Here is a 15787-nt window from a genome sequence, read left to right as displayed (position 1 = left end):
CTGGCCTGATTTTAGCTGGCCTGATTTTTAGCTGGCCTTGACTATACGCTCATTCACTCCGCAGCGCTGACGGCCCTCTCACCTGCGACCGGAGATCCGGCGCCCTGCATCTCATTGACACCGGTTGCAGCGATCCAGCCGCCGCCCAGCAACCGTTCCCCTTGATAGATCACCGCCGCCTGGCCGGGCGCAATGCCGAACTGCGGATCGTCGAGCACGATGCTGGCCACACCATTCTCAGCCACCACAAGGCGCCCTGGTGCCGCCTGGCTCATCGAGCGCAGCTTCACATCGACCGCCACATCCTGCATCGGTTCACCGGCACGGCCCAGCCAATTCATCTCGCGCAAGGTGACGCCGTCCCGCGCCAAGGCCTGCTTCGGGCCGACGAAGACGCGCTTTGCCTGCGCATCCAGGCGCACCACATAAAGCGGCTCGTTGTTGGTGCCCTTCTCGTTGACGCCGATGCCACGGCGCTGGCCGATCGTGTAATGCACGATGCCCTTATGCGTGCCCAGCACATGGCCATCGACATGCACGATCTCGCCGGGCTCGGCAGCACCAGGACGCAGGCGTTCGACCACGCTCACGTAATTGCCGTTGGGCACGAAACAGATGTCCTGGCTGTCCGGCTTGCCCGCGACCTCGAGGCCAAAGCGCTCGGCAATCGCCCGCGTCTCGGTCTTCGGAATGTCGCCCAGCGGAAAGCGCAGATAATCRAGCTGCGCCTGCGTGGTCGCGAACAGGAAATAGCTCTGGTCGCGCATGGGGTCCGTACCGCGGTGGAGTTCCGCACCCTGCTCCGTCATCACCCGGCGCACATAATGGCCGGTCGCGAGGCAATCGCCGCCGAGGTCACGTGCTTGGTCCAAAAGATCGCGGAACTTGACCCGCTGATTGCAGCGCACGCAGGGGATCGGCGTCTCACCCTTCAGGTAAGAATCCGCAAACTCCTGCATCACCGCATCGGAAAACTTGCTCTCGTAATCCAGCACGTAATGGGGAAAGTCGAGGCGCTCGGCCACCATGCGTGCGTCATAAATGTCTTGGCCAGCACAGCAGGCGCCCTTCCGCGCCAGGGCCACGCCATGGTCGTAGAGCTGCAGCGTGACACCGACCACGTCATAGCCCTGCTCCTTGAGGAGCGCAGCCACGACCGAGCTGTCGACGCCGCCGGACATGGCGACGACGACCCTTGTATCGGCGGGTGCCTTATGAAATCCGAGTGAGTTCATGGGACGAGCTTATAACATCGGGCCAGCTATCGGCCAAATTGCCGCTTTAGCAGGTCTATCGTGCGGATAAAGGGGGCCGGATCGGCTTCCAGGCCTATCGCCGCCGAGAAATGCCCCTGTTCGCGGACGAACAGGTTTTCCGCAGGAATCCGCCAATTTTCCGCCATCCGTCGGCCGCCATCATAGGGGGTGACGTCGTCCCTGGTCCCGATGAGGAGCACGATCCTCGCTGGATCCAAGGGCGGCGTTTCGCCGCTGTCGGTGAACCGGGCGAGATGGGCGATTTCCGCCTCCGTCCAGCCGGCGAACTTGGCGGCCTTGTCGAGACCGCTGATCGCCGCCAGCGACGAGTTGAAGGTGAGCGCACTCACTTTGTCGGTGGTGGTGATCAGCATCAGCACATCAGGCTTGGCCACCGCCGGCCAGGTCCCCATGCGTTCCGCGAGAACCTGGGCGGTGAGCGCCCCCAGGCTGGTGCCGCCCAGGCCCACAGCACCGCCGCCATTTTCCCGGCACCAGCGGATGATCGATGCCAGCTCGCGCGCCGTCTGTCGGAAATGCAGCAGGCCGGAAATCGGCGGCCGGCGCATGAAGCTCTCGCCGCCATAAAGACCCGGCACCGTGCGCCTGTTATGCCCCGGCGCATCCGGCAGCAGGATGCGGCAACCGCTGGCGGCAAGGCCGCGATAGCCGCGCATATCGCCGCGCATCATCTCCATCTCCATGGCAAAACCATGGCCGAAGATGAGGTTGGGCAACGGCGCGCCATCCTTGGCGCGCCCCTCATAGACATGCACCCAGCAGGTATCGCCGGCATCGTCGGGCGAGGGAAAACGCAGCCAATATTCGCGAATGTCGTCATGCTCGATGACATGACTGCGCTCAACCACCGGCAGGATTTCCGGCAAGGCGAAGAACGCATCGGGTGCGCCCTCGCCCGTCACCGCGCTCATGGCGGCCGGCAGCGGTACATCCAGTTGCACCGCCGGCAGACGCGCGCGCCGTGCGAACCAGATATAGCTGAAGCGATGGCCGAGAAAATTATGCGCCGCCTCGCGCCGCGCGCGTTCGGCAGCAGCGAGATGATGCCCGTCGCCAAAGGCTGCTTCGATCCAGCGCGTCTGTGCGGCAGCCGAAATGCGGCCAAGCTCACCGGTCTGTTTCACCCGCGCCGCAATCGCACCTGGCACGGCATGAAGATCTAGTGTCCTGGCAAAGCTCGCGACATCGCCCGCTCCCGCCGCCGCCCAGCAGCGCGCCGCCGGCAGCAGCCAGCCCATCCCCCACAGGCACAAAGGATCGATCCAGGGTTTGGCAAGAAAACGCGTGAGGCCGCTATTGTTGCTCATGGACGCCCACGCTGGAGAAGCTAATCGCGCTCGTCGAGCCAGGCCATCTGGATGGCCTCGAGCACCTTCTCATTGCTCTTCTGAGGATCGTCGTCGAAATCGGGCAGTTCCTGCACCCATTTCCACAGATCGGTGAAGCGCAGATTGACGACGTCGACATCCGGGTAGCGTTCTTCGAGTTCGATGGCGATGTCATGCACGTCGACCCAGCGCAGTTTCTTCGCCATGGCGGATAGCCTCGCGTTACTTGTCGACCTGCATGTTGCGCGTCGCTGACGGCAGGCTGACGACCAGGCCATCCAGCTCTTCGGTCATCTTGATCTGGCAGCCGAGGCGCGAGGTGTGAGTGAGACCGAAGGCGAGGTCGAGCATGTCTTCCTCGTCTTCACTGGCTTCCACCAGGACATCGTACCATTCCGGGTCGATGACGACATGGCAGGTCGAGCAGGCAAGCGACCCTTCACAGGCACCTTCCAGGTCGATGCTGTTGCGGTGGGCGATTTCCAGCACCGAGAGACCCAGCGGGGCCTCGCACTCGACCCGGGACCCATCCTGTTTCACAAACGTCATCTTCGGCATTTTGGTCACATTCTCCGTCACGGGCCCGACTTCCGGCCGACCCAGCTAATCCCTATTGCGCGCCGTCAGTTGCCATACCGGCCTCAACTTCGTCAAGCCGCTGGCCCTTCAAGGCCATCTGGATGGCCCGGTCCATGCGTTTTTGGGCAAAATCATGGGTCGCCCGGTCCAAATCTTCCATGGCGGCATGGATCCGGACCCGGTCATCCCCGGCGATCAATTCCTTGACGATTTGCGCCACCCGGTCGATTTCCGCCCGTTCCTGAGGTGACAGCAGGGGGCCATCCGCCTTGAGGGCGGCATTCAGGGCGAGCAGAACGCGCTCTGCCTCGACCCGTGATTCCAGGAGCAGGCGCTTTTCCATGTCCTCACGGGCATAGGTCAGGCTGTCGCGCAGCATGTCGGCCATTTCGTCATCGGAGAGGCCATAGCTCGGCTTCACCGCGATCTCGGCCTTGACGCCTTTCGTCTTTTCTTCGGCACTGACCGTCAACAATCCGTCCGCATCGACAGCATAGGTGACACGGATGCGCGCCGCCCCCGCCACCATCGCAGGGATACCCGTAAGCTCGAGACGACCCAGCGAGCGGCAGGCATCGACGGTTTCCCGTTCGCCCTGCACGACATGGATCAGCATGCCGGTCTGGCCATCCTGGTAGGTGGTGAAATCCTGCGCCTTGGTCACCGGAATGGGCGTGTTGCGTTCGATCACACGCTCGACGATGCCACCCATCGTCTCGATGCCGAGCGACAAGGGAATGACGTCGAGCAACAAGGTCTCGGATCCTTGCGTCAGCGCCTTGGCCTGCAGCGCCGCACCCACCGCCACGACTTCGTCCGGGTTGATGTCGGCCAAAGGCTGCTGCTTGAAGAAGTCCGCCACAAAGGCACGCACCAGCGGCACGCGCGTTGAACCACCGACCAGCACCACGCCTTTGACCTCGGCCACCGTGAGCTTGGCGTCTTCCAATACCTGGCGGCAGGCGCGCAAGGTGCGGCCCAGCAAGGGTTCGATCAGAATTTCAAAGGTGCCGCGGTCGATCGATTGGCGCACATCGTGCCCTGCCACCGTCGCCTTCAATTCGGCGCCGGATGCCGTGGTCAACCGTTCCTTGGCAGCCCGCGCCGCCTGCAGCAGGATCTTCGCTTCACCGCTGGTCAAGCCAACGATGCCGGTACGGCGCATGGCCCATTCGGCCAACGCATGATCAAAATCATCGCCGCCCAATTGCGCATCGCCACCGGTCGCCAAAACCTGGAACACGCCCTTTTGCAACTTGAGGAGCGAGATATCGAATGTGCCGCCGCCCAGATCGTAGACGGCATAGATGCCTTCCGCCGCACTATCGAGCCCATAGGCAAGTGCCGCCGCCGTCGGTTCATTGACCAGGCGCAGGACTTCGAGGCCGGCCAAGCGCGCTGCATCCTTGGTCGCGGTGCGCGCGGCATCGTCGAAATAGGCCGGCACCGTGATGACCGCCTTCTCGACCTTGTGTCCCAGGCTGATCTCGGCGCGCAGCTTCAGCGCCTTCAAGATGTCGGCCGAAATTTCGACCGGCGAGAGAATCTGGTCGCCTACCTTGAGACGCACCATGCCACCAAACTTCTTGTCCCCTGGCTTGCCCTCCTCGGCAGGCGCCAATTCGTAGGGCAGCGCACCGGCCAGTGTCTTCACATCGGCAGCACCACGGCCCATCAGCCGCTTGATCGAGGAGATGACAAGATCTGGATGATGTGCGAGCTCGGCCTGAGCCGGCTTGCCGACGATCGGCTCGTCATAGACATAGGCCACGACCGACGGCACCAGCCCATCGCCGGACCCGTCGCGCAACACTTCCGGATGATCGCCGGACACCATCGCCACCACGGAATTGGTGGTGCCGAGATCGATGCCGATCGCCTGGCTGCGCTCCAGCGCATGCGGCTCCGGCGTTTCGCCCGGCTCGTGAATCTGCAGTAACATCAGGACTCCAAGGCCGCGCGACGCAGGCGCGCTTCTTCCAGGAATTTGCGCAAATATTTGAAGCGCAGGACGGACCGGTTGGCCGCCGCCAAATCGTCCGCGGCAAAGGCCAGCGAGATGTCGCTCAGCAGCTGGATCGCGGTTGCACCGGCGCTGATCATCAGCTCTTCGATGGCGTCCGCGCTCTCAGCCTCGGAGAGCGCCTCGCGCTTCTCCATCGCTTCCATGAGCAGGACCGGATCGTTGACGGTCTTTTCCTCGGCCACCTCGGAATTGACGCCTTTGAGGCGCAACAGATAGGTGGCGCGCTTCAGCGGATCATTCAGCGTCTCATAGGCTTCGTTGAGTGCCACGGCTTGGCTCTCCGCGATGACGCGTTCCTTGGCCGGCTTGCCGGCAAAGCGGTCGGGATGCAGCACGCGCTGGAAGCCGAGATACTGCTTCTCCAGCTTCTCGTCATCGAGGTCGAAACTGGGCGCCATGCCAAGGCGCGTAAAATGATCGGTGGAACCGGGGGCCTGAACGGCACCGCAGGTGTGGCAGAACAGCGCCCGGCTTGCTACCGGACCCTTGCAGGACCAACACGGCACGAATGTCGCGCCGGCGCCCCCGGCACCTGCTCCGCCGATTTTTTCAACCACAGCCATCGCACCCACTCAGACGTGGAAGGATTCGCCGCAACCGCAGCGCCCCTTCTCATTGGGATTGCGGAACACGAAGCCGGATTGCAGCTTTTCTTCCACGAAATCCATTTCTGTCCCGAAGATGAACAGCGACGCCTTCGGGTCAATGAGAACCGTGACACCGTCCAGCTCGACCGATTCATCGCCGACACCGGGTGCGTCGGCATATTCGATCGTGTAGGAGAGGCCCGAGCAGCCCTTCGAGCGAATGCCGATGCGGATGCCGGCCGACGGCTTGCCGCGCTTTTCCAGCAGTTCGCGCACGCGCGCGACCGCTGCCGGCGTCACCGTGATGGCGGCCGGCTTCGGGCGCCGTGCGGGCTTTGCCGGCGCAGCAGCTGTTGCGGCAGGTGCCGCAACTTCCGCCTTTGTGCTCATCTCGCTCATTCCGCCGCCTTGTCCGCAGAACCGGTCTTCTCGCGGTAATCCTTGATCGCCGCCTTGATCGCATCTTCGGCAAGAACCGAACAATGGATCTTCACCGGCGGCAATGACAGGAACTGCGCGATCTCGGTGTTCTTGATCGTCTCGGCTTCATCGAGCGTCTTGCCCTTGACCCATTCGGTCGCCAGCGACGAGGAGGCAATGGCCGAACCGCAGCCAAAGGTCTTGAAGCGCGCGTCTTCGATACGGCCGTCAGCGCCGACCTTGATCTGCAGCTTCATGACGTCGCCGCAGGCGGGCGCGCCAACCAGGCCGGTACCGACGCCGGCTTCTTCCTTGCCGAAACCACCCACGTTGCGGGGGTTCTCATAATGGTCGACGACTTTATCGCTATACATGACCTACTCCTTCAAGCTCACTGTCCAATGTTCCGGCGCTTAGTGCTCGGCCCATTGGATCGATTTGATATCAATCCCTGCCTGTGCCATCTCCCAAAGCGGGCTCATCTCGCGGAGGCGCAACACGGCCTGCACCAGATGTTCGACGGCATAGTCAACTTCCTGCTCGGTCGTAAAGCGGCCGATACCCAGACGCAGCGAGGTGTGCGCCATTTCAACTTCAACACCCAGCGCGCGCAGCACGTAGGAAGGCTCCAGCGACGCCGAGGTGCAGGCCGACCCGGACGAGACGCATAGATCCTTGATCCCCATCATCAGGCCTTCGCCTTCGACATGGGCAAAGGAGATGTTGAGGTTGCCCGGGATGCGATGCTCCGCGTCACCGTTGAGATACACTTCCTCGAGCTTGTCGGTGATGCCCTTGTAGAGACGCTGGCTCAGCTTCTTCAGGCGCTCGGCCTCGGCGCCCATTTCCCGCTCGGCGATGGCACAGGCTTCACCGAGACCCACGCAGAGCGGCGTCGGCAAAGTGCCTGAGCGGAAACCGCGCTCCTGGCCACCACCGTGAATGAGTGCTTCCAGGCGCACGCGCGGCTTGCGGCGCACATACAAGGCACCGATACCCTTCGGCCCGTAAATCTTGTGACCTGAGATCGACAGCAAATCGATGTTCATCGCATCGACATCGATCGGAATCTTGCCGACCGCCTGCGCCGCATCGGTATGGAAGAACACATGGTTCTCGCGGCAGATCTTGCCGATCTCGGCCAAAGGCTGAATGACGCCGATCTCATTGTTGACCGCCATGATCGAGACGACGGCGGTCTTCGGGGTGATCGCCTTGCGCAACACGTCAAGATCGATGAGGCCGTTCTGCTGCACCGGCAGATAGGTGACCTCGAATCCTTCCAGCTCAAGATGGCGGCAGGAATCGAGCACGCATTTATGCTCGGTCACCGTGGTGATGATGTGGTTCTTCTTGTCCTTGTAGAAGTGCGCCACACCCTTGATCGCGAGGTTGTTGGATTCCGTGGCACCCGAGGTGAAGATGATTTCCTTCTCATCGGCCTTGATGATGCTGGCAACCTGGGCGCGTGCCTTCTCGACGCCGGCTTCCGCATCCCAGCCATATTGGTGGTTGCGCGAATGCGGGTTGCCGAATTTCTCGGTGAAGTAAGGCAGCATCACCTCGACCACGCGCGGATCGCACGGCGTCGTCGCCTGATAGTCCAGATAGATCGGCAGCTTCGGGACGTTGGCACCAGCTGTCGGCTTCTGATTCTGGTTGGCAATGGTCATGATTCTGTCTTTACCCTTCTTCTCTTTACGCTGCCGAGATACGTGAATCGGCAGCGTCGCTACGAGCCAGCCCGGCGCGCTGCACGCGCTCCCAGGCAGCTATGAATTGATCTATGTCGGCTTGGGCGTTTTGCCAGCCCAGACTGACGCGAATGGCGGAACCCGCTGTCGCTGCGTCGAAGCCCATCGCTGAAATCACATGGCTCGGCCGTACCTTGCCGGACGAACAGGCAGAGCCCGCCGAAATCGCGATACCCGCGAGATCCAGCGCCATCACCAGCGTTTCCGCCGTCTTGGTGCCGCTGGCAAAGCAGGTCGTGTTGGGCAGGCGCGCTGCGGACCGGCCAAAGACGGTGAGCGGCAGACCGAAACCAACCAACTTCTCTTCCAGCATATCGCGCAGCGCCGTGATCCGGTCGCTGTCGGCAAGCGATACCGCATCTTGTGCCGCGGCACCGAAGCCGGCGATCGCGGCCACATTCTCCGTGCCGCCGCGGCGATTGCGTTCCTGGCCACCGCCCTGCACCAGCGGTTCCACCGGCAACTCACCGCCCAGTACCAAGGCACCGACACCTTGCGGGCCACCGATCTTGTGCGCCGACATGGTGAGGTAGTCGACGCCGAGTTCATTGATATCGACGGCGATACGGCCGATGGCCTGCGTCGCATCACAATGCACCACGGCACCCTTGGCCCTGGCGACGCGCGCGATCTCCGCCACCGGCTGAATGACGCCGGTCTCGTTATTGGCCAGCATCACCGAGACGAAGGCCGGAGCACCCGCCTTATCGAGAAGATGTGAAAGATGCGCCACATCGATCTCGCCATTGCGGCCGACACGCGCGATCTGCGCACCGGCAAGGCGCGCTGGCCGCAGCACCGATTCATGCTCGATCGCCGAAACAACCAGCGGCCGGTTGAAACGTGTGTTGAGGGCGAGGTTGTTGGCTTCGGTCCCACCGGAGGTGAACGTCACCAGCGGCGCCTTGGCACCCACCAGAGCCGTCACAGCCTCGCGGGCATGATCGACCCAGGCACGGGCACGACGGCCGAAAGCATGAACCGAAGACGGGTTCCCCACTTCCTGCAACGCGGCCGTCATCGCCGCCAGCGCCGAGGGGCGCAGCGGAGCGGTCGCATTCCAGTCCATGTAAATACCGCGGCTCATCTGGCTAACGGTCGTCCTTTCAGGTGATGACTATCTTCTATTCCGCCGCAGCTGCGGCCGGATCGCCCGGATGCGAAGCACCATTCGTGGCACCCGTGCCATCGGCGCCCGCACCATCAGCCCTGGCGCCATCGATCTTGTGGGCGGTGCCGAGCACGCGGCGCTCGACCACATCGCCCAGCGACACGGAGCTCAGGAACAGATGGATCTGGCGCGACAGTTCTTCCCACAAATCGTGGGTCAGGCAGCGCGACTTGTCGGAATGGCAGCCGGTCGCCGTGTTCGGCTTGCAGCGTGTCGCCCGGATCGGCTCGTCGACCGCCAGGATCGCATCGGCAATGCGGGTATCGTCGACAGTGCGCGCCAGCAGATAGCCGCCGCCCGGACCGCGCACGGATTTGACCAGCCCGGCCCGCCGCAACTTGGCGAACAGCTGCTCAAGATAGGACAGCGATATTTCCTGGCGGCTGGAAATATCAGCAAGCGAGACCGGTCGGCCCTGGCTATGGGTCGCCAGATCAACGAGCGCCATCACGGCGTAGCGGCCCTTGGTGCTCAATCTCATGACACTTCTCCTCAGCTGGCTAGGTCGCGCAAGGGGGCGACCCGGCTCTCAATTCCGTCCGAAACGACGCGTATTGTCCGCGCCGGCTTGATCATGACCATTGCCATCGCCATTAGCGTTGGGCACCTTCCCGGCAGTCCCAGCGGCAAATCCGTCCAATTCGCTCTCCAGCACCGTGATACGGCCCTGCATGCGGTTGATCTGCTCCAGCAGCCCTTCGATGGCGCGCGCCACCGGGTCGGGCAGATCCTGGGTCGGGATGCCATAGGCCGCAAACTCGCTGCCACATTCCTTCGGCATGACGATCCGCGCCGGGACGCCGACAGCAACACTGTTCGCCGGCACGCTCTTGATCACCACGGCATTGCCGCCGACCCGCGCACCCTTGCCGACAATGATGTCGCCCAGCACCTGGGCGCCGGCACCGATGATGACGCCGTCTTCCAGGGTCGGGTGACGCTTCACATTGACTTGCGATGCCGAATTGATGGCCGGCGCGATGCCGCCCAGGGTGACATCGTGATAAAGCGTCACATCGTCACCGATCACCGCCGTCTCGCCGATCACGACACCCATGCCATGGTCGATGAACAAACGCTGCCCGATCTGGGCGCCGGGGTGGATCTCGATGCCGGTGATAAAGCGCGAAAACTGGGAAATCATGCGGGCAAAGGTCGGGAAACCGGCCAAATAGACCGGCCGTGCCAGGCGATGCAGCTGGACGGCGTGGAAGCACGGATAGGTCAGCGCCACCATCAGCCGCGACCGGGCAGCCGGGTCGCGTGCCATCATTGCATCAAGATCGGCCGCAATTTTCTTGAAAAACATGATCGCCATCGTGTTTATTAGCGCGCCGCCGGTTCCGGCCAATAACTGATTCTAACGGTCAACTATTGGCATGGCCTTGCGGTGCTATCACCGGTTCGAAGCTGATATAATGTACCTGAGTAGCACGATCAAGTATTGATCGTCATAGCCTCGGCCCTAGCCAATTGATTCCCATTGACTTAAGTCAACTATGAGTCAATTCGGTGACCAAGGGGCGTCTGGATTTGAGGTTCGGCAGCGCGCTGGCCTGAATCTATAACCTGCTGATTTATATCAGCTAATTGGACGAGAAATGCCTGAAATTATCATGAACGGGCCGGAAGGCCGGCTTGAAGGCCGCTACCAGCAGGCGAGCTCCCCCAATTCGCCCATAGCCCTCATGCTTCATCCGCATCCCCAGCATGGCGGGACCATGAACAACAAGGTGGTCTACACCTTGTATCAATGCTTTCAACAGCGTGGGTTTTCAGTCCTACGATTCAACTTCCGCGGCGTCGGCCGCAGCCAGGGAAAGTTTGACCGTGGTGAAGGGGAATTGAGCGACGCCGCGGCGGCGCTGGATTGGCTGCAGACCTGGAACCCCAACGCCCCGCAATGCTGGATCGCCGGCTTCTCGTTCGGCGCCTGGATCGGCATGCAGCTCCTCATGCGGCGCCCGGAAATCTCCGGCTTCATCTCGGTGGCGCCGCCGGCCAACATCTATGATTTCAGCTTCCTCGCCCCCTGCCCGTCTTCAGGGCTCGTGGTCCAGGGCGACCAGGACAATGTCGTGCCGGTGGAATCCGTGCAGAAGCTGGTGACCAAACTCACCCATCAGCGCGGCATCAAGATCGACTATCAGATCGTGCCGGGCGCCTCGCACTTCTTCACCGAGCATCTCGATACGCTGGGCGGCATCTGCGACACCTATCTCGATACCGCCTTGCCGGAAGCCGCCGCCAAGTCACGCGCGGGGAAGTGATGATTGTCTGAGGCTTTTCTCGCCGTGCGAACGGTTGTTTTCACGGCGAGGTCCCTCTATTCGGCGGCCCTCGCAGTATTCGACGGCAAAGCGCCAGCCTGTTCGTCCGGCGTGTGCGCTTCATCTGCCGTCGGTTTGATCCGGAACCATGCGGCGTAGAGGGCTGGCAGGAAAAGCAGGATCATCACCGTGCCGACTGCCGTGCCGCCAATCAGCGTGTAGGCCATGGATCCCCAGAACACCGAATGGGTGAGCGGAATGAAGGCCAGGACGGCCGCAACAGCCGTCAGGATAACCGGACGTGTCCGCTGCACCGTCGCCTCGATGACAGCGTGATAATCATCCAGACCCGCCGCCTGATTTTCCTTGATCTGCTCCGTCAGGATCAGGGTGTTGCGCATCAGAATGCCGGCTAGTCCGATCAATCCGAGAATGGCATTGAAGCCGAACGGCTGATCAAAAGCGATCAGCATGGGAACCGCTCCGGCAAGGCCAAGCGGCGCGGTCAGTATGACCATGGTCATCGTCGAGAGGCTGCGAACCTGCAGTATGATGACAATCAGCGTGGCGGCGATCATGGCCGGGAATATCTTGGCAAGCGCGGCATTGGCCTTGAGAGATTCCTCGATGCTTCCAGCCATCTCAATGCGATATCCGACCGGCAGCGAGGCGATCAGCGGCTGTAGCGCCGTCATGACCTGCTGCGAGACTTCCGGGGGCTGGGATGCCTCATTGATGTCCGACCGGATCGTGATGACAGGCGTTCGATCGCGACGTTTGAGGATCGGTTCCTCAAACCGGATTTCCGAATGTCCGATCTGATCAAGCGGAACCTGCCGGCCGTCACGGCTCATCAGCGAGAAATCTGCCAGCCGCGCAGGATCCAGGCGGTTTTCGCCAGCACTGCGCGCCACGACCGGCACATTGCGGATGTCCTCGCGAACCTGCGTGACCGGAATACCGCTCAGCAACAATTGCATCTGCTGGGCTGCTTCGGCTGGCGAAAGGCCAATCAGGTTTAGCCGCTCCTGGTCAGGAATATAGCGAAGTGCAGGCGAACGATTGCCCCAATCCCGGTTTGCCTGCCGGACGTCCGGAACGCCTTTCATGATGCCGAGGGCTTCCTCGGATATCCGGTAGAGCTGCGCAGGATCGGGCCCCATGATGCGGAACTCAACGGGAAACGGCGTGTAGGGACCGAACACGAGCTGCGTGACACGCACGAAGGCTTCAGGCGCAAGGCCGTCCGAGATTGCTTGGCGGAGTCGATGCTTCAACCCCTCGCGCGCCTCAGCATCAGCAGTCAGTACGACGATCTTGGCGAAGGCGGGATCGGGCAATTCCGGCGCCATGGCAAAGAAGAAGCGCGGAGCGCCTTGGCCAATGTAACTCGTGACGATCTTGGCCTCGGACTGATTCTTTAACCAGCCCTCGACCTTTTCAACCGCTGCACTCGTTGTTTCGATGCTGGTGCCTTCCGGCAAGCGGACTTCGACCAGCACCTCGGGACGATCCGACGTCGGGAAGAACTGTTGCTTCACCGCACCCATTCCAACGCCCGAAAGAGCAAGCGTGATGACCACGACTGCGCATGTCACGAACTTGTGCTGCACGGTGAATTTAATGACGCTGCGCAGCCGCCGATAATTCGGTGTGCCGTAGATCGCACGATGGCCACCCTCCACGGGCTTGATCGCCGGCAGCATCTTGACGCCGAGGTAAGGCGTGAAGACCACAGCGACAATCCAGGAGACGATCAGCGCAAAGCCGACCACCCAGAAAATGTTACCCGCGTACTCACCGGCGCTTGATCTGGCAAAGCCCACCGGCATCAAGCCGATGATTGTCACGAGCGTGCCCGACAACATCGGAGCTGCTGTATGGCTCCAGGCATAGGCGGCGGCCTTGATGCGGTCCATACCCTCTTCCATCTTTACCACCATCACTTCGATGGCGATGATGGCGTCGTCGACGAGAAGGCCGAGCGCCAGGATGAGCGCGCCGAGGGTAATGCGGTCAAAGAACCTGCCGGTTTCCAGCATGATGAGGAAGACGACGGCAAGCGTCAGCGGAACAGCCAGCGACACGACGATGCCGACCCGCCAGCCGAGACTAACCAGGCTCACGAATAGCACGACACCAAGCGCCATCGCGAATTTCAGCATGAACTCGCCGACGGCAGCGTCGATGTTGACGGCCTGATCGCTGACCTTGGCGAGCGTCATGCCGAGCGGCAGCGTCTGGGCGATCGCGCCGGAGCGTGCTTCGAGTGCTTTGCCGAGGTCGAGGCCATTCCAGCCCTGCTGCATCACGACCGCAAGCATGATGGCGGGTTCGCCCTGATGGCGAATGATATATGTCTCCGGATCCTGATAGCCGCGCTGAACATCCGCGATATCGGACAGCTTCAATGTGCGCCCACCAGCCACGATCGGCGTGTCGGCAATAGACTGGATACTGTCATAGGCACCGTCGAATCGAATGAAGACCTGCGGACCGCGCGTGTCGATCGATCCTGCAGGCGTCACGGTATTTTGTCTTTGCAGAGCGGTGGCGATGTCCTGCGCGGACACGCCGAGCGTTGCCAGCTTGGCGTAGGAGAACTCGACGAAAATCTGTTCCGGCTTTTCTCCAAGGATGTTGATCTTCTTGACCCCCGGCACATGCAGAAGATCCTGCCGGATGACTTCGGCCTGCCGCGCCAGTTCGCGCATCGGCATGCCCTGGGCTTTCAGCGCATACAGTGCGAAGCTCACATCGGAAAACTCGTCGTTGACGAAGGGGCCGAGTACACCTGGAGGCAGGTTCCGGGCCTCGTCTCCGAGCTTCTTACGCGCCTGGTAGAACTCTTCCTGGACGGCGGCGGGCGGCGTGCTGTCCTTCAGCGTGACGGTGAGAAAGGCAAAGCCGGGGCGCGTTATGGTTTCGACGCGGTCGTACCAAGTGAGCTCCTGAATGCGTTTCTCGAGCGGCTCGGCGACGAGGTCTTGCATCTCGCGCGCCGTGGCACCTGGCCATACGGACGAAACGGTCAGACTTTTGATCGTGAATGAGGGGTCCTCCGCTCGTCCCAACTTGACGAAAGCGTAGACGCCGGCGGCAGCCAGAAGGACGATGAAGAAAAGAGTAACTGCCCGCTCGCGAACCGCAAGGGCTGAAAGATTGAAGCTCATCAGTTCGCTGCCTCGGCTCGAAGATCAGTCCTGACTGACGCTCCGTCCTTTAGAAGATGCGCCCCGAGCGCCACCACTTCTTGTCCAAGCTTGACGCCGGTCACAATCGCGGTGTCACTGCCGAGCCCTTTGATCTGAATGGGCACGAAGTGCACGGTTGAAGAACCTCGGTCGAGAATCCAAACCCCGGTACGGCTGCCATCATCCAGCACGGCGCCGATCGGCACGGCCACCTCCGACTGCCTTTCGCCATCGGAGAGTCGGACCGTCACCGTCGAGCCGAGCGGCGCTGAGGCTGCGTCTCCCTCAAGCACGTAACGCGCCTCGTAGGTGCGGGTCTGGGCATCAGCGGCATCGGAAATTTGCCGAAGGACTGCCTTGCTGCGCAGCTCGTTGCTGCCATAGATGCTAGCTTCGGCCACCGAACCTAATGCAGGATGGATCGTTTCCGGGAGCGCGACCACCGCCTCACGCGGGCCGGCATGCGCCAGTTGAACCACAGTCTGTCCCGCCGCGACGACCTGCCCGGGCTCGCCGAGCGTGGCAACCACCGTTCCGTCCGCACCAGCCCGCAGGATGGCATAGGTCGTTTCGTTCTCGGCGACGTCCGCTTCCGCCTTTGCTACGGCGAGCTGTGCCAGAGCCGTGTCCAACGCCGCCTTGGCCTGTTCATAGCGTTGCGGGGTCGCCGCAAGTCCAGTCTTGATCATAGCGGCATAACGCTTCTCGTCTGCTTTGGCCTGAACCAGGACCGCGCGCGTGGCGGCAACCGCATTGTGCTTGGCAATCAAGGTGAGACGCAGATCGGTGTCGTCGACACGCATCAATGGCTGGCCAGCCTTGACCTGCTGGCCGACATCTACAAGACGTTCGACGATCTTGCCCGGCACACGAAAGCCCAGATTGCTTTGTATCCGCGCCGCAATCGTACCGGTAAAGGCGCGCTCGACGCCGGCCACGGTTATCGCGTTGGCGACTTTGACGAGCTGCGCGGCGTTCCGTGGATCGGCAACGGCCGAGGCATCGCCTTTCAGCCCTTGCGAAATGACCGTGAATGCGGTGACGCCTGAAGCCACAAGCGCAATCACGCCAATGAACAGAAGCCGTTTGCGCCTCATGCCGATGATCCTCGTTGAAAAGTGTGACGCCACGCAATTTAGATTTCGAACGACATCTATATCAAACTTAAATGTCGAGCGCAA

15 protein-coding genes are annotated in these 15787 nt (G+C 61.8%); 1 reads left to right on the top strand and 14 read right to left on the bottom strand.

The window, feature by feature from the left end:
* Positions 1 to 53: 53 nt before the first annotated feature.
* The 12 genes from mnmA to epsC are packed head-to-tail and all read right to left on the bottom strand — an operon-like array spanning position 54 to position 10451.
* On the bottom strand, positions 54 to 1235 hold the full coding sequence (gene mnmA, locus AC1DWZ_RS21735; RefSeq protein ID WP_477171047.1) for a tRNA 2-thiouridine(34) synthase MnmA: 1182 nt from the start codon (positions 1233 to 1235) through the stop codon (positions 54 to 56).
* A 26-nt stretch (positions 1236 to 1261) separates the two neighbouring features.
* Positions 1262 to 2584: an alpha/beta fold hydrolase gene (locus tag AC1DWZ_RS21730; RefSeq protein WP_477171046.1), complete on the bottom strand. Its 1323-nt coding sequence runs from the start codon at positions 2582 to 2584 to the stop codon at positions 1262 to 1264.
* A gap of 20 nt (positions 2585 to 2604) precedes the next feature.
* A complete protein-coding gene (gene iscX, locus AC1DWZ_RS21725; protein WP_477171045.1) occupies positions 2605 to 2811 on the bottom strand; it encodes a Fe-S cluster assembly protein IscX in 207 nt (68 codons plus the stop codon).
* Positions 2812 to 2827: 16 nt separating this feature from the next.
* The gene (locus AC1DWZ_RS21720) at positions 2828 to 3163 is read right to left on the bottom strand and encodes a ferredoxin family 2Fe-2S iron-sulfur cluster binding protein (protein WP_477171044.1); all 336 of its coding nucleotides are present in this window, start codon (positions 3161 to 3163) and stop codon (positions 2828 to 2830) included.
* Positions 3164 to 3215: 52 nt separating this feature from the next.
* The gene (gene hscA, locus AC1DWZ_RS21715) at positions 3216 to 5126 is read right to left on the bottom strand and encodes a Fe-S protein assembly chaperone HscA (protein WP_477171043.1); all 1911 of its coding nucleotides are present in this window, start codon (positions 5124 to 5126) and stop codon (positions 3216 to 3218) included.
* The gene (hscB, locus tag AC1DWZ_RS21710) at positions 5126 to 5773 is read right to left on the bottom strand and encodes a Fe-S protein assembly co-chaperone HscB (RefSeq protein WP_477171042.1); all 648 of its coding nucleotides are present in this window, start codon (positions 5771 to 5773) and stop codon (positions 5126 to 5128) included. The genes hscA and hscB overlap by 1 nt, the downstream gene beginning before the upstream one ends.
* A 9-nt stretch (positions 5774 to 5782) precedes the next feature.
* On the bottom strand, positions 5783 to 6187 hold the full coding sequence (locus tag AC1DWZ_RS21705) for a HesB/IscA family protein (protein ID WP_477171041.1): 405 nt from the start codon (positions 6185 to 6187) through the stop codon (positions 5783 to 5785).
* A gap of 5 nt (positions 6188 to 6192) precedes the next feature.
* A complete protein-coding gene (iscU, locus tag AC1DWZ_RS21700; RefSeq protein ID WP_477171040.1) occupies positions 6193 to 6591 on the bottom strand; it encodes a Fe-S cluster assembly scaffold IscU in 399 nt (132 codons plus the stop codon).
* Between the two features lie 39 nt (positions 6592 to 6630).
* On the bottom strand, positions 6631 to 7890 hold the full coding sequence (locus tag AC1DWZ_RS21695; protein ID WP_477171039.1) for an IscS subfamily cysteine desulfurase: 1260 nt from the start codon (positions 7888 to 7890) through the stop codon (positions 6631 to 6633).
* 25 nt (positions 7891 to 7915) lie between these two features.
* Positions 7916 to 9058 carry a cysteine desulfurase family protein gene (locus AC1DWZ_RS21690; RefSeq protein WP_477171038.1) on the bottom strand — a complete coding sequence of 381 codons (1143 nt, stop codon included), beginning with the start codon at positions 9056 to 9058 and terminating at the stop codon, positions 7916 to 7918.
* Between the two features lie 37 nt (positions 9059 to 9095).
* Positions 9096 to 9623 carry an Rrf2 family transcriptional regulator gene (locus tag AC1DWZ_RS21685; RefSeq protein ID WP_477171037.1) on the bottom strand — a complete coding sequence of 176 codons (528 nt, stop codon included), beginning with the start codon at positions 9621 to 9623 and terminating at the stop codon, positions 9096 to 9098.
* 48 nt (positions 9624 to 9671) lie between these two features.
* Positions 9672 to 10451, bottom strand: coding sequence for a serine O-acetyltransferase EpsC (gene epsC / locus AC1DWZ_RS21680; RefSeq protein WP_477171036.1), 780 nt, complete (start codon positions 10449 to 10451; stop codon positions 9672 to 9674).
* Positions 10452 to 10743: 292 nt separating this feature from the next.
* On the opposite strand from epsC, the gene AC1DWZ_RS21675 reads away from it, so the two are divergent.
* The gene (locus tag AC1DWZ_RS21675) at positions 10744 to 11412 is read left to right on the top strand and encodes an alpha/beta hydrolase (RefSeq protein WP_477171035.1); all 669 of its coding nucleotides are present in this window, start codon (positions 10744 to 10746) and stop codon (positions 11410 to 11412) included.
* Positions 11413 to 11468: 56 nt separating this feature from the next.
* On the opposite strand, the gene AC1DWZ_RS21670 is transcribed toward AC1DWZ_RS21675, so the two are convergent.
* Together AC1DWZ_RS21670 and AC1DWZ_RS21665 are read right to left on the bottom strand one after the other, a co-directional pair.
* A complete protein-coding gene (locus AC1DWZ_RS21670; RefSeq protein WP_477171034.1) occupies positions 11469 to 14585 on the bottom strand; it encodes an efflux RND transporter permease subunit in 3117 nt (1038 codons plus the stop codon).
* Complete coding sequence (locus AC1DWZ_RS21665; RefSeq protein WP_477171033.1) at positions 14585 to 15703, bottom strand: efflux RND transporter periplasmic adaptor subunit; 1119 nt, start codon at positions 15701 to 15703, stop codon at positions 14585 to 14587. Before AC1DWZ_RS21665 ends, AC1DWZ_RS21670 begins: the two co-directional genes overlap by 1 nt.
* Between the last annotated feature and the right edge of the window lie 84 nt (positions 15704 to 15787).

Source organism: Dongia sp. P2_B8 (assembly GCF_056404715.1).
This window is presented reverse-complemented; position numbering and strand designations above follow the sequence as displayed.